Here is a 21,636-nt window from a genome sequence, read left to right as displayed (position 1 = left end):
TCTGAAAGGACTGTTTTATTCATTTTTTCTTCAGCCAATAAATACCGACGCCAATTAAAATAAGCGGCCAGAATCGTTCCAAAAGTGAGGTTAAATCGTAAATCCAATTAAAGGCCGCCGGCAGTTGAATGGAAAAAATAAGCAATATAGAGACAGCACTTATCAAAATACCGGTCAGCATGCCTTTCTTTGTTCGTAAAGCTCTAACAATAAATGCAATGCCGATGATAAGCGGGTAAATTGCCCAATGATCGATCCAAAAATCGTAATGGGTTAACCCATGAAAGTGAATTCCAATTCCCATAACGATTGTCCCGCTAAACAAGTGCTGGTAGTCCTTGGATGTATAACTATGTATAAGTAACGCGATACCAATAATAATAAGTAGTGTCGGCCATGAATAAAAATCAGTAATAATTGGAATTTTAAGCTCTCGTAATAAAAAGTAAATTCCTATCCCGATTAATATATAAGCTGCAAACGAATGCTGACGTTTCATTTTTTCACCTTCTTTCAAATAACTAGTGCGCTGGTAGCAGAATTCTTGCGTCTTCTATAAGCGTATGATAAAGTACAGACGGATTAACATACATTGAAATACGGATAGTTTTTAGCTTTTGTTTCAAAATCTGTTCACATTTTAAGCTAATTGTTAAAGATTGTCCATGTTATAATAATTATTAATTGATGTTTTTTTGGGGGTCGTATAGAGTGCATTTACTCAAAGTCGGGTTCAACTACAAATCCGCCCCGCTGGAAGTCAGGGAACGATTTATGATCGCCGAAGATATGATTGATAAGGCAATGGTGGAGCTAAGTCAGCAAAAAAGTATTCTGGAGAATGTTATTGTCTCCACATGTAATCGAACTGAGATATATGCAGTAGCAGATCAGGCCCATACAGGGCGGTATTATATCAAACGCTTTCTTAGTGAATGGTTAGACGTGGAAAAAGAAGAAATCACACCATATTTGCGCATAACTGAAAGTGATGCCACAGTTGAGCATTTATTTAGAGTCGCTTCCGGCCTTGATTCGATGGTGCTTGGTGAGACTCAGATATTGGGGCAGGTTAAACATGCCTTTTTAACCGCACAGGAAAATCATACAACCGGAACGATTTTTAATGAATTATTTAAGCAGGCGATAACATTAGCCAAAAAAGCTCACAAAGAAACTGCCATCGGCGAACATGCTGTATCTGTCAGTTATGCTGCTGTGGAGCTGGCAAAGAAGGTTTTCGGTGATTTAGAGAAAAAACATGTCGTTATAAACGGTGCGGGTAAGATGGGCGAGCTGGCTGCCAAAAATATCCATGGTTCTGGCGTATCCAATATTACAGTGGTCAATCGTACGTTTGAAAAAGCCCAGTCGCTTGCAGAAACGCTTAAAGGTAAAGCGAAGCCCGCAGAGGAATTGAATGAGCAGCTTTATGACGCAGATATTCTGCTGAGTTCAACAGGTTCTGATTCACTTATTTTAACGAAGCCATCGATCCAGGCCATACAGAAAAAACGAAAAGGCAGACCGCTGTTTTTGGTGGACATCGCTTTGCCGAGAGATTTGGATCCATCGATCGCAGAATTGGAAAATGTCTTTCTTTATGACATTGATGATCTTCAAAATGTGGTTGATGATAACCTTGCAGCTCGAGAAGAAGCAGCGGAAGCAATCGAAATTATGATTGAAGCAGAATTGTCCGCGTTTAATGAATGGGTGCAAACACTTGGGGTAGTGCCTGTAATCTCAGCGCTTCGTAAAAAGGCATTATCCATCCAAGCTGAGACAATGAAAAGCATCGAACGTAAAATGCCCGATTTAACAGCCCGCGAGAAAAAGGTACTGAACAAACATACTAAGAGCATTGTTAATCAATTATTAAAACAGCCTGTAACACAAGCGAAAGAATTGGCAGGCAGTGATAATAAAGAAGAAGCATTGCAGCAATTTATTGATATATTTGGGATAGAAGAGAATGTGGAGGAAGAACTGAAACGGCAAGCCGAAACGCATAATCCAGTAAAAAATGAAACAGAAGACAAAGTATCCAGCCCCGTTGCCAAAAGTATCCCCGTGCAATAGGAAGAAAGGGTCTTTGCTATGAATGAAGCGAAATGGCTTTTTGAAATTATATTGATTATTTATGGGTTAAGCCTTGTAGGGTACTTTATAGATTTTATACAGCATAACCGGAAGGCAAACCGGGCAGCCTTCTGGTTACTTAGTATGGTTTGGCTTTTGCAAACCGTTTTTTTATTGCAGCAAATTTTTATTGAGAAAAACTTTCCGGTTTTAACGTTATATGACGGTCTTTCGTTTTATGCTTGGGTACTCGTGTCACTGTCGCTTATTCTCAATAAATTTTTCCGCTTCCAATTTGTACTATTTTTCACTAATTTACTGGCTTTTTTTATACTTTTATTATCTATTTCCACCCGGGCAGCAGAACATATGCAGCTTGGAGGAATTGAGCTAGTTCACGAAATGTTGATTGCCCATATAACATTGGCGATTGTATCGTATGGTTTTTTTACTGTTTCACTTATTTTTTCACTTATGTATCTTGTCCAGTATCGATTGTTAAAGCAAAAAAAAGGCTTTCGTTGGATGCGGCGGATTGGTGACCTGGAACAGCTTGATTCGTTTTCATTTAAAGCAGTAACGGCAGGTGTGCCGCTGTTAACAATTGCCATAGCTCTGGGGGTTGCCTGGGCATATGCTGCAAATGCTGAGTTTTATTGGTTCGATTTGAAAACGATCGGGTCAATACTTGTACTTGGTGTTTATGTGATATATTTGCTGCTGAGACTTGGTAAAGGTTTTCAGGGCAAGGTCATATCAACATATAATTCGGCAGCCTTTCTCATCTTATTAATTAATTTCTTTTTGTTCAGTAATTTATCCAATTTTCATTTACACTAAACCGTAATCAAGGAGGGGTCCGGATGCGCAAAATTGTTGTAGGAACACGGAAAAGCAATTTGGCATTAACCCAGACTGACTGGGTTATTGATCAATTAAAGCAAGCCGGTGTTGATAATGACTTCGAAGTGAAAAAAATTGTGACACGTGGAGATGAAATTCTTAACGTTACCTTATCAAAGGTTGGCGGAAAAGCACTTTTCGTAAAAGAAATTGAAAAAGCCATGTACGAAAAGGAAATAGATTTGGCTGTCCACAGTATGAAAGATATGCCTTCGGAAATGCCCGAGGGGCTGATTATCACCACCATCCCGGTCAGAGAAGATCACCGTGATGCTTACATCGCTGAAAATAATGTGTTGCTGAAAGACCTGCCTGCAGGGGCAATTGTAGGAACAAGCAGTTTGAGACGAAAAGCCCAAATTCTTGCGGCACGGCCTGATGTTGAGGTCAAATGGATCCGCGGCAACATCGAGTCGCGCATCCGCAAATTGCACGAAGAGGACTATGATGCCATCATTTTGGCAGTTTCCGGTTTGAAACGCGTGGGGCTAAGTGAAGAATTGATAACCGAATATCTTGAGCCAGAAGTTTGTGTGCCTTCAGTCGGCCAGGGTGCTTTAGCAATCGAATGCCGTGAAGACGATTACGAGCTCCGTGAATTATTAGACCGTATAAGTGATCCTGATACGACGAAGACAGTAACTGCGGAACGGACTTTTTTGAATTTGCTTGAAGGCAGCTGTTCGGTACCAATCGGCGGTTATGCTCATCTTGAAGGCGATGAGATCATTATGACGGCCTTTGTCGGGACAACAGATGGAAAGACGTTATTGAAAGAAGTTGTGCGCGGGAAGGAACCGGCAGAAGTGGGAACCGAAGCCGCCCATAAACTGATCGGACGCGGAGCCAAAGATATTGTGGAAGCCGTGAAAGAGGAGCTTGACAGTTAATGGCTTCCCCACTTAAGGGCAAGAAGGTTCTCATAACCCGTGAAAAGGCACAGGCTAACGAATTAGCGCATAAAGTTGAACAGCATAAAGGGGTGCCAGAACAAATCCCTCTTTTGACGATTACGTGTCATCATAATCAGGCTTCAGCAGCGCAAATGCAGGAAGAAGCCTATAAATGGGTATTCTTCACAAGTGCTAATGGTGTTCATTGTTTTTTTAGTATGTTGCGTAAATACGACTTTAGTAAAGATATACTCTCTGAAGCGAACTTTGCTGTCGTTGGACGGAAGACAGGGCGGGCGCTGGAAGGTTATGGTTATTACGCATCTTTCGTACCGGAAACGTATGATGCCGAAACAATGACCCGTGAGTTTTTTCAGCATTATGATGTTCTTGAAGAACCTGTACTTCTTGTGCGAGGAAATTGGTCCCGGGATACGCTTCCCCGCTGGCTGGAAGGTTTGGGCGTTCGGTATAGCATCGTGGAAGTTTATCAAACGGGATACAATTATACTATGAAAGATACGTTGAATGCTAAACTTGCACAAAATGAACTTGATGCCCTAACATTTACAAGCCCTTCCAGTGTTAATGCCTTTGTGGAGATGGCCGAAACAAGTATAGCACCGGACATTCCAATTGTCTGTATTGGTACAACTACCGCAGATCAAGCCTCTGAATTGGGTCTGGCTAATTTGCTGGTTCCGGAAGAGTTTACGATTGATGGTATGCTTGCAAAGCTGGAAGAAGTTTTTGCACAGAAAGGATAGATTATTAATGACGAATGAATGGGAATTTAAGCGGCATCGCCGGCTGCGCTCCTCTGCAGCCATGCGTTCACTTGTACGTGAAAATCATTTGAAAGTCGATGATTTTATTTATCCGATTTTTATTATTGAAGGGGAAAATATAAAAAATGAAGTTCCTTCAATGCCGGGAATTTATCAACTATCGCTTGATCATGTAAAAGCAGAGATGGAAGAACTGCAATCACTGGGTATTAAAGCTGTTATGTTATTTGGTGTGCCAAATGAAAAAGACGAACAGGGAAGTGGCGCGTTCGTGGAAAATGGTATCGTACAGCAGGCAACAAGGATTATCAAAAAAGAAGTACCCGGGATGCTCGTTGTGGCCGATACGTGTCTTTGTGAATACACGTCACACGGTCATTGCGGTGTCATTCATAACCACGATGTCGATAATGATGAATCGCTTAAACTCCTGGCTGAAACAGCTGTGTCACAAGCTGATGCAGGAGCAGATATCATAGCGCCATCCAATATGATGGATGGCTTTGTCACGGTAATTCGTCAGGCATTAGATGAAGCTGGACATCAAAACATCCCTATTATGTCTTATGCTGTAAAATATGCCTCGGCATTTTACGGTCCATTCCGCGATGCAGCCGACAGCACACCGCAATTTGGAGACCGCAAAACATATCAAATGGATCCTTCAAATCGCAGAGAAGCCTTGCGGGAAGCAGAATCGGACATTGAAGAAGGAGCGGACTTCCTGATTGTGAAGCCGGCATTATCATTTTTGGATATCGTGCGGGATGTCCGTAATCATTTCAATGCACCGGTTGTTGCTTATAATGTCAGTGGAGAATATTCGATGGTGAAAGCGGCTGCCATGAATGGCTGGGTTGATGAAAAGGAACTCGTACTTGAAAAATTAACAGCTATGAAACGTTCAGGTGCGGATTTGATTATTTCTTATTTTGCTAAAGATGTGGCAAAATGGCTTCAAGGGTAAACTGGACCTTCGACCAATACCAAATTTGAGGTGATTACGAATGCGAAATTTTGAAAAGTCCAAAGAAGCATATGAAAAAGCGGTTGATTTAATACCTGGAGGTGTCAATTCACCGGTAAGAGCTTTTAATTCTGTCGATGTACCGCCTATCTTTATGGAGAGTGGAAAAGGCTCTAAAATCACTGATATTGATGGAAATGATTATATTGATTACGTATTGAGCTGGGGTCCGCTCATTTTGGGACATGCCGATGAACGCGTTGTCTTAGCCCTTAAAGAAACAGCGGAAAAAGGCACGAGTTTTGGTGCGTCGACAATTCAGGAAAATAAACTTGCAGAACTTATTATTGATCGTGTACCATCAATCGAGATGGTCCGAATGGTGAACTCAGGCACCGAAGCGACAATGAGTGCTTTACGTGTGGCCCGTGGGTATACAGGACGCAATAAAATTCTTAAATTTGAAGGGAACTATCATGGCCATGGCGACTCGTTGTTGATTAAAGCAGGATCTGGCGTTGCCACACTCGGGCTTCCTGACAGCCCCGGGGTTCCGGAATCGATTGCCGAAAATACAATTACCGTCCCGTACAATGACATTGAAAGTGTCCGTTATGTATTTTCGGAGTATGGAGATGATATTGCCGCTGTGATTGCTGAGCCAGTGTCCGGTAACATGGGGGTTGTGCCACCGACACAAAATTTCCTTCACGATCTGCGCACAATAACAGAAGATAATGGCGCGCTTTTAATATTTGATGAAGTGATGACAGGTTTCCGCGTGGGCTATAACTGTGCACAAGGGCATTTTGGCGTAACACCTGATATTACGTGCCTCGGAAAGGTTATCGGCGGTGGTTTGCCGGTAGGCGCTTACGGTGGAAAGCGTGAAATTATCGAAAGTGTTGCCCCAACCGGTTCAATCTATCAGGCTGGAACGTTGTCAGGCAACCCGCTTGCTATGACAGCAGGTTTTGAAACCCTGAACGCTCTGAGTGAAGCTTCTTATGAAGCTATTAATGAAAAAGTGGACAAGTTAGTTGAAGGCTATAAGCAGGCATCGATTGATTTTGACATCCCGCTTCAAATTAACCGGGCCGGATCAATGGTCGGCTTCTTCTTTACGCATGAACCAGTGATCAATTTCGAAACAGCTCAGAATGCAAATGTTGATTACTTTTCCCAATATTACGGCGCTATGATTGAGGAAGGGATCTTTCTGCCGCCATCTCAATTTGAAGGTGTGTTCTTATCAACAGCACATACCGATGAAGATATTGACCAGACAATCGAAGCAGTTCGCAAGGCATTTTCGAAAATAAAAAACTAAACAATGTGGCATAAAAAAGCTATTCCCGGTGTTTGAGGAATAGCTTTTTATTTTGTTTTTATCCTGCATGTAACTGGCCGTAAGCCCACCACTGATTGAAGATTCGCTTTATCAGTGATAAAAGAATAGCTTGGATAGGGGCATATCGTCTAAGTCAGCATCATATAGTTGAAATTGAGACGTATAAGTATTTGGAATATACGCTGAAAGGAGGAAATCATTTGGATAATAATCAGGAAACCTTTCGCTTTGAACTCGACGAATCACTCTATTTTGAAAAAGGACAGGAAGTTGATGAAATGACAGGAATTTCGCTGGATCCGGATATCTCTATACAGCCTTTTGGTGATTATATAGAAATAAGGGGCGTTATTGAACTCAGCGGTACGTATCGTCAGGACACTTCTTTGCGGAATGAAGATGAAGAAGAACTCGGTTTTGAAGATTATCATTCAAAACGATTTGTTGAAGAAGTGATCAGCTTAGACGATCAACTGTCAGAGTTCAGTCATCGTTTTCCAGTTGAAATCTCTGTGCCGGCTCACCGTATAGATGATATGGAAGACATAACGGTCGCGGTAGAGTCTTTTGATTACGAGATTCCTGATCAAAACCAGCTTAAACTGACATCAATTGTTGAAATACATGGCATTAGTGAAGTTGTCGAAAACTCGTATGAAACAGAAAAACAGGAAGACCCTGCATTATCACTCAGGGGAGAAGAATCTTTCGCATTTGATATAAAAATGGATAAAACAAAGCCCGAAGAAGAAAAAGAAATAAACTTGCCGCCGCAGTCTTCTGACTTATCTGAGTCATATGATCAGAACAGTCTTAAGACGGAGGACACCTCTTCGCCCGAAAAAGAACGTGAAAAAAATAAGAAATCACAAACACTCGCGGAATTTTTCGGAAGTGAGCAAAAGAAAGATTCTGAGGAAGAAGGATTCACTTCTGAAGCAGAATCTTCGGAAACCTCAGATGACGAGACAACAGTTGTGGAGTACACGGAGACAGCATACAAGGCTGACAGTTATGAAAGTAGCTCATCACCTGAAGATGTCCGCTATTTGGCAGATATGTTCAGCAGGGATGATGAAGAGACATATGCAAAAATGCGGTTATGTATTGTCCAGGACAATGATACCCTGGAATCCATTGCCGAACGATATGACACACCGGCACACCAGCTTTTAAAACGTAATCACCTGACGGAAGAGGGTTTACAAGAAGGTCAATTACTGTATATACCGGTAAAAAATAAACCTTAAAATAAGAAGGCCGTTTTTGCATAGATTGTTGTTTTCTGCACTGTACTTGATGTAAAGTGCGACATTATAAAAATTTCAATAGCCTCTCTAGCGACGCAGCTGGAATATACTCGCTTTCCGTGGGCTCACCAGCCGCCCGCGGAAAGCGGCATGTATTTCCGGAGCGGCGGAACACGCACTAACTCAAATTTAAACGTAGTTAGCAGTTTATGGAAAATGCTACGGTTTATGAAAAGGGTCTAAAAAACAACAACCTTTTAAAAAATAGTCAATAAGAAATCCCCTTGCTTGGTCAGTGAGGGGTAATGATTTTTGTCGTCGTCAACAAGTATTACCGTATAAGCATCTTGGCACTCGCTTTAACAAGCAGTGAACGCTGAATGAACAATCGTATACATACAATTAAATTCAATATTGAAATGATGGGGGCTGTATAGCGTGTCAGAGATAAAGGATGTAATGAAAGCGTATGGTCTCGAGCCTTTAAAAATTGAGCAAATAACTGACCGCGTTTATAAAGTGAGTGACGGCAGCAATACCTATGCACTTAAAGAGAGCAGGCTTACTACGCCGGCTATTTCAGCGTGGGAGCAAGTTTATCATCATGCATACGCGTTTCACTTAACCTCAATTTTGCCGGTTTACTTAACGAGCCAATCTGGTTTTTATACTGAGACGGGATCTGCCTATTATTATTTGACACCCTGGGTTTCGGAAGATAGGCTTACACACGAACAGAAGATTATCAATGCTTATGAAACAATCGCGGCCATTCATGCAAAAACAAGTCAGCAGACAACTGTAGACACAGAAACGATTGCAGCGACTTTCGGCGATTATCGAAATAATTGTGCACAGTTGAAGCCCAAATTATTAAATTATGTTCAATTGTTTGAACGAAACCATTTTATGTCACCATTTGAGCTTCAAGTTTGTACCCATTACCATGTGCTCTTAACTGTTCTAAATGAAATTGATTATTACCTCGATAAATTTATAAAAGAACTTGAAGCGAGTTCAAACTGGCATAATTGCCTTTGTCACGGCCATCTGGAACTATCACATTTTTTAAATCATGGCCATACTTATTTGATAAATTGGGAAAATGCAACGTTTGATACACCTGTTACCGACCTGTCACACTTGCTTCGGAGCCAGACGCGTTATTATGATCAGTCACTAGAGCAATTGGCAGAATTGTTTGCAGCCTATACCGAATTGAATACGTTAACAGCCAGTCAACATCACCTTCTTTCAATTTATTTGCTTGATCCATTCTATTACATATCGGTTATTGAAGATTATTTGGAACAACCTGAACGTTTATCAATGGTGAAGCGCACCCAGATGCTGGAATCGGCGTTTCGTCAACTGACCTTAGGCCTCAAATGGAATGACGGGAAAGATACTTATGATTACGAGGAATCCGCTGAAGACGCAAATTCCTAAATCCATTCCAGGTAAAATGCAATAAATAAACCGGTCAGCACTCCGAGCAAGAAAACATCCAGAGAGGTTGGAAATAACAACGTTCGGATCAATTGGAAAATTAAAATTGGAAGTGTCACTTTTTCAATGACAGTTATGCACTTTCTCGCCCATGGCGGCAGACGATAACGATAAAAACGGGACATGTCATATTCACCTCACTCATTTTCTCCTAACATAACGGTCAGTCAATGCTCAGTTTTATTTGAACGACAGGTTGCGAAACTTAGCCTTTTTTCTTCTCTTTCTCTTTCGATGAAAAATTCACTTACACTATAATATGAATAAACTAGCCTGTTTTGTGCCATTCTGATTGCAGGTATTGATTTTGTTTTTATAAAACGGTAAAATAAGATCAATAAATATAAGCGATGAGTGGGAGGAGTACGGAATTGTTGCCCTAAAAGAGAGGGAATGACGGTGGGAATTTCCCGGGAAAATGATTCTGGAAGGTCGCCCATAAAGCTGCTTCTTTGAATTCAGTAGAAGAAAGCCGGTTGCTGACCGTTATCTTGCTGTGAGTGCATAGGCATTGTTTGTCTATGAACAAAGGTGGTACCACGGAAATGAATCCTTTTCGTCCTTTATTGGACAGAAAGGATTTTTTTAATGGACAATAAATTGTAATCTAAGGAGGAAGTCATTATGGATGAGGAAAATAAATCGGCTATGGCGCCAAAGTATAATCCAAATGAAATCGAAAAAGACAGGTACAAATTTTGGGTGGATGGCAAATTTTTTGAAGCGACAGGTGACGAGGAGAGAGAACCGTTTACCATCGTTATCCCACCGCCTAATGTTACGGGGAGATTGCATTTGGGACACGCATGGGATACAACGATGCAAGATACAATCTCCCGTATGAAACGAATGCAAGGGTATGATGTTCTCTGGCTGCCGGGAATGGACCATGCCGGTATCGCTACTCAGGCAAAAGTTGAGGGCAAACTAAAGGAGCAAGGTCAGAACCGCCACGAGCTTGGGCGTGAAAAATTCTTGGACGTCTCGTGGGACTGGAAAGAAGAATATGCTGATTTCATCCGCTCTCAGTGGGAAAAATTAGGCCTTGGTTTGGACTATTCACGTGAACGTTTTACACTGGACAATGGATTGTCAAATGCTGTCCGTGAAGTGTTTGTCAGTTTATATAACAAAGGATTGATATACCGCGGCCAATATATTATAAACTGGGATCCGGCGACAAAGACAGCTTTGTCGGATATCGAAGTTGTCTATGAAGAAGTCGAGGGAAAATTTTATCACATGCGTTATCCGATTAAAGACAGCGATGAAACGATCGAAATTGCAACAACCCGACCTGAAACGATGCTGGGTGACACTGCAGTCGCCGTCCATCCTGACGATGAGCGTTACAAGCATTTAATTGGCAAATCGGCCATCCTGCCAATTGTTGGCCGTGAACTCGAAATTGTTGCCGATTCGTATGTTGATATGGAAATGGGATCAGGCGCTGTTAAGATAACACCTGCACATGATCCGAATGACTTTGAAATTGGCAATCGTCACAATCTTGAACGCATTCTTGTTATGCATGAGGATGGGTCAATGAATGAAAATGCAGGGCGCTACAAAGGAATGGACCGTTTCGAATGCCGCAAACAAATCGTTAACGATCTGCAGAAGCAGGATGTCCTTTTTGAAATTGAAGAACATACTCACCAGGTAGGCCATTCTGAGCGAAGCGGGGCTGTCGTTGAGCCGTACTTATCGACACAGTGGTTTGTTAATATGCAGCCGCTCGCTGATGCTGCGATTGATCTTCAGAATGGTGAGGGAAAAGTCAATTTTGTACCGGAAAGGTTTGAGCGCACATATTTACATTGGATGGAAAATATCCGGGATTGGTGTATTTCACGCCAGCTCTGGTGGGGACATCGCATACCGGCGTGGTATCATAAAGAAACCGGCGAGTTGTATGTCGGTAAGGAAGCCCCTGCTGACAGCGAGAACTGGGAGCAGGACGAAGATGTGCTCGATACATGGTTTTCTTCGGCTTTATGGCCATTTTCAACAATGGGATGGCCTGATACAGACGCAGAAGATTTTAAACGGTACTTTCCTACTGATGTTCTTGTTACCGGTTATGACATCATTTTCTTTTGGGTGGCCCGAATGATTTTTCAGTCAAAACAATTTACCGGTAAACGGCCGTTTAAAGACGTCTTGATACATGGCCTTATTCGTGATGCAGAAGGCCGAAAAATGAGCAAATCACTCGGGAACGGTGTTGACCCGATGGATGTCATTGATAAGTATGGCGCGGATTCATTGCGGTACTTTTTATTGACGGGGTCGACACCAGGGCAGGATTTACGCTTCCATTGGGAAAAAGTGGAATCGACATGGAATTTTGCTAATAAAGTTTGGAACGCGTCGCGTTTCTCATTGATGAATATGGAAAACTTTTCATATGATGACATTGACTTAAATCGGGAAAAGTCACTCGCTGACAAATGGATTTTAACCCGTTTAAATGAAACAATCGATCACGTTACAAACAACACGAATAAATATGAATTTGGTGAAGCCGGACGTCACTTATACAATTTTATTTGGGATGAGTTGTGTGACTGGTATATCGAGATGGCCAAGCTGCCGCTTTATGGTGAAGACGAAGCGAAAAAGCAGACCACACGTTCAGTCCTTGCCTATGTACTCGATCAGACGATGCGGATGCTTCATCCATATATGCCGTTTATTACTGAAGAGATTTGGCAGCAACTCCCGACTAGAGGCGAATCAATTACGATTTCCAAGTGGCCGGAAGCGGTCGCTGAATTTCATGACGAAAAAGCTTCAAATGAAATGAAACTCCTTGTTTCGATTATTAAGTCAGTCCGCAATATCCGGGCTGAAGTGGATACACCGATGTCCAAACAAATAAAATTATATATCAAGACCGAAAACGACGCTATTACCGCTGAACTGGAAAATAATCGGGAGTATTTGGAACGTTTTTGCAATCCAAGTGAATTAATCATCGCAACAGACGTCGCCGCACCCGGAAAAGCGATGTCCGCTGTTGTCACAGGTGCGGAATTATTCCTGCCGCTAGAAGGGCTTATTGACTTTGATAAAGAAATTGAGCGTCTCGAAAAAGAACTGGATAAGTGGACTAAAGAAGTCGAACGTGTCCAGAAAAAGCTGGCCAACGAAGGGTTTATCAATAAGGCACCGGAAAAAGTGGTTGAGGAAGAAAGAGCAAAGGAAAAAGATTATCTTGAAAAGCAGGCAAAAGTGAAAGCAAGACTTGACGAATTAAAGTAACGCAGATTGTTTTTAACTTGCCACATATAATTTCAAGCTAAAAGACGAACTATGAGAAGGGCAGTGAAGCACATCACTTGAGCGGGTGATTCAGCTCCCCCTTTCTTAAAATAGTTCGTCTTTTGTTTTATTTTATATTCATTTGTCCTTTGATATATGCGACATATTTCTGCAGCAGGTTGATATTACTGACAGCACTCAATGTGCGAGAGCCAACAACGTCTTCAATTTCATTAAAGATAAACTGACCGTCATTATCAATCAGAAAATCGATACCGGCCATTCCGATTTCGAAACGGTCAATAACACTTTGGACCAGTGCCGTTTCATTGGCATTAAGTTCATACCATGAAGCCTTGCCACCCAGTTTATAGTTGGCACGAAAATCATGCTTATTATTCCGCATAACGGCGGCAATGATTTCACTGCCGATTACAAAAACACGCACATCTTTTCCGGGCTGAATATTCGCCGCCGATTGGATAATTATCTCCCCGTTTAATTGCTGCCGGTGCAATGCTTGCCATTCTTCGGTGGTTGTGATGCGTTTTACCTGGCTTCCGCCGCGCCCGCCAGTTGCTTTGATGATAAATGGAAATTGAAAAGGAACCTGCTCAGGCAGTGTTGTCCGTGATGAAACAAATACTGTATTGGCCATTGGGATGCCTGAATTGCTCAGATGCATATGTGTTCGTGCTTTATTATTGCAGATAAGAGCAGTTTCGAATGGGTTATAAACAGCAACACCCAATATTTCCAATTTCTGACTTAACAATGGTTCGATCGTCCGGACTACGGCAAAGTCAGGTAAACTTGCCGGTTCCCCGTGAAGCATAATGGTTTTTGCGTTATGAAAAACACCTATGGTTAAATCTTCGCGCAGAACGAGCTGCAACAAAATGTGTTGCTGCTCAGCTTCTTCAATAAACCAGTTTATATACGCTTCATTTTGTTTCGAATCAGATTGGTTATAAATAAGCCATCCCCTCATAAGATACGCCTCATTTCAATGCTGTTTGAATATAGGTGATGATATAGTCGCCAACGTCTACTCCGGTGCAGTCAAATATGTTACGAATATGGGCATTCGAATTGATTTCGCATATAATTGGCTTATCATTCGCTCCATGCAATATGTCGACGCCGGCAAAGTCGGTGCCGAGTGTTTTTGATGCTGCTACCGCGATTTGTTCTTCGGCAGATGTCGGTTGATAGAATTGCATTTTTCCGCCGGTGGTTACGTTTGCACGGAAATCGTTTTCTGAATAACGGGCCATAGCCGCAACAACTTTGTTACCGACCACTTGCAGCCGTACATCTTTTCCCGCGCTTTCTGCGATGAATTCCTGAAGCATAAACGGCCGCCCTTGCAGCTGCTGAATAATCTCAGCTAACTCATCTTTTGTATGTATGAGGTAGACTTGTTCACCAAACGAGCCGAACGCTTCTTTTACGATCATAGGATAGCCTAAAATTCTAATGGCTTCGGAATAGTCATCGATCGGGTTATAATTCAGCTGGTGAAATGCTTTCGGTGCGATAACGGTTTTAGGCACGGGCAATTTATTCGCGGCGAGCAGCTGATACGAAGCAATTTTATCATCACTTGCCGCAATGGCTTTCGCACTATTAAATACCTGCAAACCCATCAATTCAAGTTGTGTTGCCAAATAAATGTCCTTGTCGGCAAACACGACAAAATCAGGCCACGTAAATTTTTGTGCTGAAAGCAATGTCAGTGACTCAGAAGATAGAAGGTTCAGTATGTCACTATTTCTGTAAATCGTTGTTTCAATACCTTGTTTCGCTGCGGCATGTTGAATCCATTGAGCGAAATCAAGAAACTTATCCCCCGGCAAGTAGCCGTTATAAATTATCCAGCCATACAAGTTCACGTCATTTCTTCCTTTCTTTATTCAACGTTCTATTATTGGTATAATAAATTTTTTAGGATGCAATTATATTGAACTTAAACGAAAAGCGGTGTCGTAGATGTTCGAGCATTTCAGTCAAATCGAGCTATTTTTCCATGAACGGAAACAATTCGGTGTGAAACCGGGTCTGGATCGTATCCATAAGTTATTGAATCTGTTGGGTAATCCGCAGCAAAAGGTGAACGCGATACATGTAGCTGGTACAAATGGCAAAGGCTCCACAATTAGCTACTTAAAACGTTCATTGATGAAGAGCGGCTATCAAGTCGGTGTGTTTAATTCACCAAGCATCGAAGGACTAACCGGCCATTTCATGCTTAATGATAAACAAATTCCCGAAAATGATTTTATGCAGTATATAAATAATACTCTTCCATCTATTAAGAAACTTGACAGCGAATCAAACCATCCGACTGAATTTGAGATTATGACGGCCATAGCCTTTTTATTTTTTGCTGATAAGGCTGACATTGCCTTAATTGAAGCCGGAATGGGGGGCAAGGAGGATACTACCAATTGTTTTGACCCCATTTTATCCATTGTAACAAATGTTGAATGGGATCATACGAATTTTCTTGGACGTACAATCGAATCTATCGCTTCACATAAATCAGGTGTTATAAAAAAAGAGCGACCAGCAGTGATTGGTGAAATGTCTGACAAAGCAATGAATATTATAATCGGCGAGGCTCATGTTAAAAATGCCCCATTATATGTTTCGGGAAAGGATTTTGATTACAAAATTCTTACCAGCACTGTACAGCGGCAAACCTTTAATTTTCGCTTTCCTGAGGGTCCGCGTATGCACCTGACATTAAAGGCAGCCGGTGATCATCAAATTAAAAATGCGTCGCTTGCAGTAATGGCACTTTCAATACTGATTGATGAAGGTTTTAATCTGGATTGGGTGCAATGTATGGAGGGGTTGGCTGATGTTAAAATACCTGGCAGGTTTGAACAAATCCATTCAAATCCCCCAATTATATTGGATGCGGCCCATAACCCGGCAGGAGTGCAAGCATTTACCGACACGATAACAGATAATATTCCGAATATGAACAGACACTTAATTTTTGCAGTCTTTAAGGATAAGGACTATAGACAAATGCTGGATCACCTGCAGCCGCATTTTACGTCAATTATATTGACAACATTCGATCATCCGAGGGCTGCCGAACCTCAAGATCTTAAAAAATGTTGCAGTCATTCAAATACGCGCATCGTCAGTAATTGGCACGAAGCGGTTGAACAAATCGAATTGAATCACCATAATGCGTGTTATTGCATAACAGGTTCCTTGCACTTCATCGCCATCGTGCGGAAATATTTCATAGAAATGATGAAGTTGGGACATAACTTATAATTTCAATATGGCGGTTTTCTCGCATCGATTGTTGTTGCCTAATCCGTACTAGATGTAAACTGCGACACAGTGAAAATTCTTCCTTCTGATTCCAGTTAGTTCTATGACACCGCTCCGGGAATACACACTGCTTTCCGCGGGCGGCTGGTGAGCCTCCTCGGGCTACCGCCCAGCGGAGTCTCACCTATGCCTTTGCTCCCGCAGGAGTCGGCGTGTATTTCCTACGCTATGCTTGTTTGCTCCTATACTACTATGGAAACAGTTAACACTTCCCAGCGCAGGCAATATACGAAGACTCCTATGGGAACAGCACGTGTCCGAAGACCCCGCAAGAAAGCGGTAAGGTTCAAAGGCTAAGTACGCCACGTCCTGTGGCAACGCCTTTGTGACCAACATCCTGTTGGCCCGAGGCCGTGCCCATGGAAAGCGAAGTATATTGCCGGAGCGGCTTTAAGCATTCACGTGTATTTCCGAAGCGGTGGACGAGGCACTAACTAGTTCGCAGTTTATGAAAATTGTGAAGGTGAAAAAGCTAAAAAGTTTATGAAAAGAAGGCTCAATTTAACAACGGACTATAGGGAGATTATTAAAGCACATTCCTGCAGTGCTGTACACTGCTGCCCCTCCCACAATAGTTCGTTTTTTTTATAATCCAGCCCTTTGTTTTTGCAGCAATCAGGGTTTTAAAGCTTTTGTTGTATTATGTTGAAAGTTTTTTTGGAAGATAGACAATATTCATCTTACTTTTCATCATCCCTATGCTAGAGTTGAACAAACTTACATATGGAGGGGAAAAGTTTGAGTAAATATAACAAGAAGAAATTATGGAAAAATGGCGGGCGTAAATCGCATGAAACTGAAGCCAACGACGAAAAATCCATTAACCAAAACAAAACTGAAGAACCAGGAACATTGGAGGATTCTAGTATACCTGAACTCACAATGAATACCGGGGATGAATCTGAAAGTGGAAAACAACCTAACTTTAAGCGAAAATCAAGGTTTAAAGCTTTTAAACCTTTTTTAGTTGCTACATTGTCTGCTGTTGTGATTGGTTCCGTGCTCGGTTTCTTTATGTTGAACATGTTTGTTGATATTAATGAAAATATTAGTACGCAAGGAAACGCCTCTTCTCTTGCTGCAGCAGAAGAAGAAGAAGTTTCAGGAGAGGCTAATAGTAGTTTGGCGACGATTGCAAGCAACAATGCATTTGTACTGCAAGCAGGTAAATTCAGCGAGAAAGAAAATGCCGAGCAAATGCAGAAGGCGTTTGCGCAGCAGAGCTTTCCTTCAATGATTTGGGAAAAGGGAAACTATTTTTATGTCCTGGCAGGAATAGCTGGTTCGGCTGAAAAAGGAAACCAATTGTCAAAGGGGTTTACCGAGCAAGGTTTGGAAGTCTATGTGACAGAATGGGAGACAGCTTCGCAGGAAATAGAACTGACGGAGACAGAAAAAGATTGGCTTCAATCGTACGAAGAGCAGTGGGGTATCTCCATGGCTTCGATAAATGACAATAATACGATTTCCCAGGAGGAATGGACTGACATTGTTGAAAATATGCCTGAAGAAAGTGAACAATTATCAGGTTTTACTAATTTCCTGACAGATCAGTATCAGCAGATGAAAGAAGCAGGCGAATGGGAAAGTCAAATAGTTTTACTGAAACTGTGGGAACGTACCAGTGAATTGGGTGTACAATAATAATAAATTCATTAAGCGGAAAATAAGAGTATTTTTGATTTACTCGCTTGACCGGTGACCAAAAAAACTGTTTCTTACAGAAAGAATTCAAATAATCCAACTGCGCTGACGCGACACAATTCCTTTTCGTAAATTTGTCCGCTCAGCAGGAAATCGTTAAGATAAACGTATCCTAGCTGAGGAGGACACGAAATGACGTCATCGACTATTATGATAAAAGACGTGCCGAAAGAAGACCGCCCAAGAGAAAGGCTGCTGAAGATTGGAGCAAGTCATTTATCCAATCAGGAACTGCTTGCCATCTTAATTGGCAGCGGGACAAAAAATGAATCCGTAATGGCTTTATCAAACAGGGTTCTCATGCATTTTGAAGGTTTGAATTTATTGAAAGATGCAACGATAGAGGAATTAACCGCAATTAAAGGAATTGGGAAAGCTAAAGGTGTGTTGCTGTTATCTGCATTGGAGCTCGGAAAAAGGATGAGTCAATTTAAGCCTGAGGATCGTTATATCATCCGCTCCCCCGAAGATGGTGCTGATTATATTATGGAAGAAATGAGAAGCTTAAACCAGGAGCATTTTGTTGTGCTTTTTCTAAACACGAAAAATCAGATTATCCATCGGCAAACGATTTTTATCGGCAGCTTAAATGCATCGATTGTTCACCCGCGTGAAGTATATCGTGAAGCTGTTAAGCGTTCAGCGGCTTCCATCATCTGCGCTCACAATCACCCTTCCGGAGACCCCTCACCATCCCAGGAAGATATCCATGTAACAAGACGACTGGTTGAATCAGGCAAAATGATAGGTATCGAACTGCTGGATCATTTGGTGATCGGGGACAGGAAGTTTATTTCATTAAAAGAAAAAGGATACTTATAAAAAGAGTGAATGGACTTTTTGAACAACCTTTATAAAACACTATCTATTTCTCTCATTTTTTCGTATAATTGAATAGACATAATTTCAGCGCCAGTTTCTATTTTTAATTGAGATTGGCGCTATTGTGCTTATTATTTACTTTCCGACAAAAGATGTTTAAAATTGTTCATTGAAGTCATAAAGATTGTGAAATTTAAATGTAATAAATGAGTTTGCCATATATGAAAGGAAGATTTTTTTGGGAAGATTCAGTTTGTCACAGGACTTAGGGATTGACTTGGGAACTGCAAATACACTTGTCTTTGTAAAGGGAAAGGGTGTCGTTGTACGTGAACCGACAGTCGTGGCCAAAAATATTGAAACAGGTGAGATTGAAGCTGTTGGTCAATCAGCACGGAACATGATCGGACGAACACCGGGAAACATTTCGGTAGTCAGGCCGATGAAAGACGGTGTGATTGCTGATTATGATACAACCGCAGTAATGATGAAGTATTTTATTAAGAAAGCTATGAGCAGCAGATCACTTTTTGCTAAAAAGCCAAATGTCATGATATGTGTCCCTTCAGGTATCACAATGGTAGAAGAGCGCGCTGTGCTCGATGCTACGAAACAGGCTGGCGCAAAAGACGCTTTTCCCATTGCGGAACCTTTTTCAGCTGCGATTGGAGCCGGGTTACCGGTGTGGGAGCCCACCGGGAGTATGATTGTGGACATTGGCGGCGGTACAACTGAGGTTGCTGTGATTTCACTTGGCGGTGTGGTAACGAGCCGATCGATACGTATCGGTGGAGACAACATGGACGAAGCCATTACAAATTATATTCGCAAGCATTATAATCTTATGATTGGTGAACGATCCGCTGAATCAATTAAAATGGACATCGGGGTTGCGGGAGAAGTAACAGATGATATTGAGATGGATATCCGTGGCCGTGATATGCTGAGTGGGCTACCTAAAACGATAACTGTAACCTCAAGAGAGATTGCTGTTTCGTTGAAGGAAACAGTGGAGGATATTGTTGAAGCGGTCAAAGATACACTTGAAAAAACACCACCTGAACTGGCAGCCGATATTATGGACCGTGGCATTGTTCTGTCCGGCGGCGGCTCTCTCTTGAAAAACATAGATAATATCATCAGTGATGAGACAAAAATGCCTGTTTTCATAACCGACGATCCGCTTGAAAGTGTAGCGATTGGAACAGGCAAATCTTTGGAATACATTCAGCATTTCCGTTCCCATCCGAATGTATCTTCACGTCCTACAACTGAGTAAGCAGGTGCCCACATGAAAGTTTTTCAGAGAAAAAGGTTATTTATTCTGCTTATAGGGATTATTATTCTGGTGGCATTAATCGGCTATTCAATGCAGGATAGAAAAAATGAAACGATTGCAGAACAATTCGTTAAAGATACAGTTGGATGGGCACAGAACCTGGTACATACACCTGTAGAGTATGTGACCGGTATATTTGAAAACATTGATGATATCAAAAATACTTATGAAGAAAATAAACTATTGCGACAAAAAATCGCAGAATATAAAAGTCTTCAGTATGAGGTTCAAGAATTAAAAGAAGAGAATGATGAGCTTCGAAATACGCTTGATAAAACGGAATCGATTCGTGACTATAATCCCGTTCAGGCAACAGTCATATCCAGATCCCCGGAACGTTGGATTGAACAAGTAACAATCAATAAAGGGTCACAGGATGGCGTTGAAGAAAACATGGCCGTCATTACCGCAGAAGGGATGATTGGAAAGGTGGATGCTGAATCAAAATTCACCTCGACCGTCAAACTGTTGACCGGGTTTGACCAATTTAATCGTATATCAGCAACAGTCTCGCGTGAAGATGAAGATGATATTCATGGAATGATCGAAGGGTATGACCAGGAATCAAACCACCTATTATTACGGGTTGTTGAAGAATCCGATTTTGATTTGGAAGAAGGCGAATTAGTTTTGTCCTCTGGAATGGGCGGCGTTTTCCCGGCTGGTTTACCGATCGGGGAAGTGAAAGAAGTCAAACCGGACGAGTATGGCTTAACGCGCACTGCGTTCGTAGAGCCGGTTGCTGACATGTATGATATTAATAATGTAATCGTTGTGGAGCGGCAGCAGCCCAACAGTGACACCTCAAGCGAATCAGAAGAGGAGGCATCATAATGAAACGGTTGCTGATTCTGGGGATATTATTTTTGCTGCTGATATCAGAAGGCGTTGCCCTTGATATGCTGCCGGCGTCACTCTTGGATGGCAATATATTTTTTGTTTCGCATTGGGTGTTTGTCTTTCTTGTTTTCCTGGCTATTTTCTATGACAGAGAAGACACTTATTTCTCCGTGTTTTATGCATTGTTGATTGGACTCTTGGTCGATATAGCCTACACTGGCATCCTGGGTGTCTATATGTTCAGTTATGCACTTAGCGTTTATATTATACACGGTTTAGCAAAGTTACTTCATGCTAATTTCGTTGCGACAATGACTTTGGGTGTTATAGGGCTTATATTTGCTGAAGCATTCATTTACTTTATTTTCTCGATGACGGGTATAGCAGAACTGGTCTGGCAGGATTATTTAATTAACAGGCTGATTCCGACCGTTTTGGCTAATGTATTATTTCTGCTTGTTCTATATCCATTCTCGGCAAAATGGCTGGTCAACTTAAGAGAACAGCAATTATCAGGTAGCAGACAATTTTAGAATGGCATAATGTAAAGGTGAATTGTTGAGG

19 protein-coding genes and 1 other annotated feature are annotated in these 21,636 nt (G+C 41.7%); of the genes, 15 read left to right on the top strand and 4 right to left on the bottom strand.

Features of this window, described 5'->3' with window-relative positions; all coding sequences use genetic code 11:
* Positions 1-19 precede the first annotated feature (19 nt).
* Entirely contained in the window at positions 20-499 is a 480-nt protein-coding gene (locus BMZ22_RS03680; RefSeq protein WP_090081574.1) for a LiaI-LiaF-like domain-containing protein, read from the bottom strand.
* Positions 500-711: 212 nt separating this feature from the next.
* Between BMZ22_RS03680 and hemA the strand changes: the two genes are divergently transcribed.
* The 8 genes from hemA (at position 712) to BMZ22_RS03640 (ending at position 9,683) form a co-directional block, all read left to right on the top strand.
* Complete coding sequence (gene hemA / locus BMZ22_RS03675; protein WP_090081570.1) at positions 712-2,082, top strand: glutamyl-tRNA reductase; 1,371 nt, start codon at positions 712-714, stop codon at positions 2,080-2,082.
* 18 nt (positions 2,083-2,100) lie between these two features.
* Positions 2,101-2,922, top strand: coding sequence for a cytochrome C assembly family protein (locus BMZ22_RS03670; protein WP_090081567.1), 822 nt, complete (start codon positions 2,101-2,103; stop codon positions 2,920-2,922).
* Between the two features lie 23 nt (positions 2,923-2,945).
* Positions 2,946-3,875 carry a hydroxymethylbilane synthase gene (gene hemC / locus BMZ22_RS03665; protein ID WP_090081563.1) on the top strand — a complete coding sequence of 310 codons (930 nt, stop codon included), beginning with the start codon at positions 2,946-2,948 and terminating at the stop codon, positions 3,873-3,875.
* Complete coding sequence (locus BMZ22_RS03660; RefSeq protein ID WP_090081560.1) at positions 3,875-4,645, top strand: uroporphyrinogen-III synthase; 771 nt, start codon at positions 3,875-3,877, stop codon at positions 4,643-4,645. Before hemC ends, BMZ22_RS03660 begins: the two co-directional genes overlap by 1 nt.
* A gap of 7 nt (positions 4,646-4,652) precedes the next feature.
* Positions 4,653-5,633 carry a porphobilinogen synthase gene (gene hemB / locus BMZ22_RS03655; protein ID WP_090081557.1) on the top strand — a complete coding sequence of 327 codons (981 nt, stop codon included), beginning with the start codon at positions 4,653-4,655 and terminating at the stop codon, positions 5,631-5,633.
* Between the two features lie 40 nt (positions 5,634-5,673).
* A complete protein-coding gene (gene hemL, locus BMZ22_RS03650; RefSeq protein ID WP_090081553.1) occupies positions 5,674-6,963 on the top strand; it encodes a glutamate-1-semialdehyde 2,1-aminomutase in 1,290 nt (429 codons plus the stop codon).
* Positions 6,964-7,184: 221 nt separating this feature from the next.
* Positions 7,185-8,234, top strand: coding sequence for a stage VI sporulation protein D (gene spoVID / locus BMZ22_RS03645; protein WP_177183340.1), 1,050 nt, complete (start codon positions 7,185-7,187; stop codon positions 8,232-8,234).
* A gap of 438 nt (positions 8,235-8,672) precedes the next feature.
* A complete protein-coding gene (locus BMZ22_RS03640) occupies positions 8,673-9,683 on the top strand; it encodes a phosphotransferase (RefSeq protein WP_090081544.1) in 1,011 nt (336 codons plus the stop codon).
* On the opposite strand, the gene BMZ22_RS03635 is transcribed toward BMZ22_RS03640, so the two are convergent.
* Positions 9,680-9,868, bottom strand: coding sequence for a hypothetical protein (locus BMZ22_RS03635; RefSeq protein WP_090081541.1), 189 nt, complete (start codon positions 9,866-9,868; stop codon positions 9,680-9,682). The two genes, BMZ22_RS03640 and BMZ22_RS03635, sit on opposite strands and share 4 nt — an antisense overlap.
* A gap of 216 nt (positions 9,869-10,084) precedes the next feature.
* Positions 10,085-10,310, top strand: a binding site (T-box leader).
* 57 nt (positions 10,311-10,367) lie between these two features.
* Here BMZ22_RS03635 and BMZ22_RS03630 point away from each other — a divergent pair.
* On the top strand, positions 10,368-13,010 hold the full coding sequence (locus tag BMZ22_RS03630; protein WP_090081536.1) for a valine--tRNA ligase: 2,643 nt from the start codon (positions 10,368-10,370) through the stop codon (positions 13,008-13,010).
* A gap of 127 nt (positions 13,011-13,137) precedes the next feature.
* Here BMZ22_RS03630 and BMZ22_RS03625 read toward each other — a convergent pair whose 3' ends face one another.
* Both BMZ22_RS03625 and BMZ22_RS03620 read right to left on the bottom strand, forming a co-directional pair.
* The gene (locus BMZ22_RS03625) at positions 13,138-14,001 is read right to left on the bottom strand and encodes an ATP-grasp domain-containing protein (RefSeq protein WP_090081531.1); all 864 of its coding nucleotides are present in this window, start codon (positions 13,999-14,001) and stop codon (positions 13,138-13,140) included.
* 10 nt (positions 14,002-14,011) lie between these two features.
* On the bottom strand, positions 14,012-14,905 hold the full coding sequence (locus BMZ22_RS03620) for an ATP-grasp domain-containing protein (protein WP_090081527.1): 894 nt from the start codon (positions 14,903-14,905) through the stop codon (positions 14,012-14,014).
* Between the two features lie 97 nt (positions 14,906-15,002).
* On the opposite strand from BMZ22_RS03620, the gene BMZ22_RS03615 reads away from it, so the two are divergent.
* From BMZ22_RS03615 to mreD, 6 genes are all read left to right on the top strand, one after another.
* Positions 15,003-16,307: a bifunctional folylpolyglutamate synthase/dihydrofolate synthase gene (locus tag BMZ22_RS03615; RefSeq protein ID WP_090081523.1), complete on the top strand. Its 1,305-nt coding sequence runs from the start codon at positions 15,003-15,005 to the stop codon at positions 16,305-16,307.
* 798 nt (positions 16,308-17,105) lie between these two features.
* The gene (locus BMZ22_RS03610; RefSeq protein ID WP_090081520.1) at positions 17,106-18,011 is read left to right on the top strand and encodes an SPOR domain-containing protein; all 906 of its coding nucleotides are present in this window, start codon (positions 17,106-17,108) and stop codon (positions 18,009-18,011) included.
* 192 nt (positions 18,012-18,203) lie between these two features.
* Positions 18,204-18,893, top strand: coding sequence for a RadC family protein (radC, locus tag BMZ22_RS03605; RefSeq protein WP_090081517.1), 690 nt, complete (start codon positions 18,204-18,206; stop codon positions 18,891-18,893).
* Positions 18,894-19,131: 238 nt separating this feature from the next.
* Positions 19,132-20,172 (top strand): rod shape-determining protein, encoded by a 1,041-nt coding sequence (locus BMZ22_RS03600; protein WP_090081515.1) that lies wholly within the window; start codon positions 19,132-19,134, stop codon positions 20,170-20,172.
* Positions 20,173-20,184: 12 nt separating this feature from the next.
* On the top strand, positions 20,185-21,066 hold the full coding sequence (gene mreC / locus BMZ22_RS03595) for a rod shape-determining protein MreC (protein WP_090081513.1): 882 nt from the start codon (positions 20,185-20,187) through the stop codon (positions 21,064-21,066).
* The gene (mreD, locus tag BMZ22_RS03590) at positions 21,066-21,605 is read left to right on the top strand and encodes a rod shape-determining protein MreD (RefSeq protein ID WP_177183339.1); all 540 of its coding nucleotides are present in this window, start codon (positions 21,066-21,068) and stop codon (positions 21,603-21,605) included. Before mreC ends, mreD begins: the two co-directional genes overlap by 1 nt.
* Positions 21,606-21,636 lie beyond the last annotated feature (31 nt).

The sequence above is a fragment of the Lentibacillus persicus genome (assembly GCF_900112705.1).
Taxonomy (GTDB): Bacteria; Bacillota; Bacilli; order Bacillales; family Amphibacillaceae; genus Lentibacillus; species Lentibacillus persicus.
Note: the sequence above shows the minus strand (reverse complement) of the source record. Positions and strands in the feature narration are given on the sequence as shown.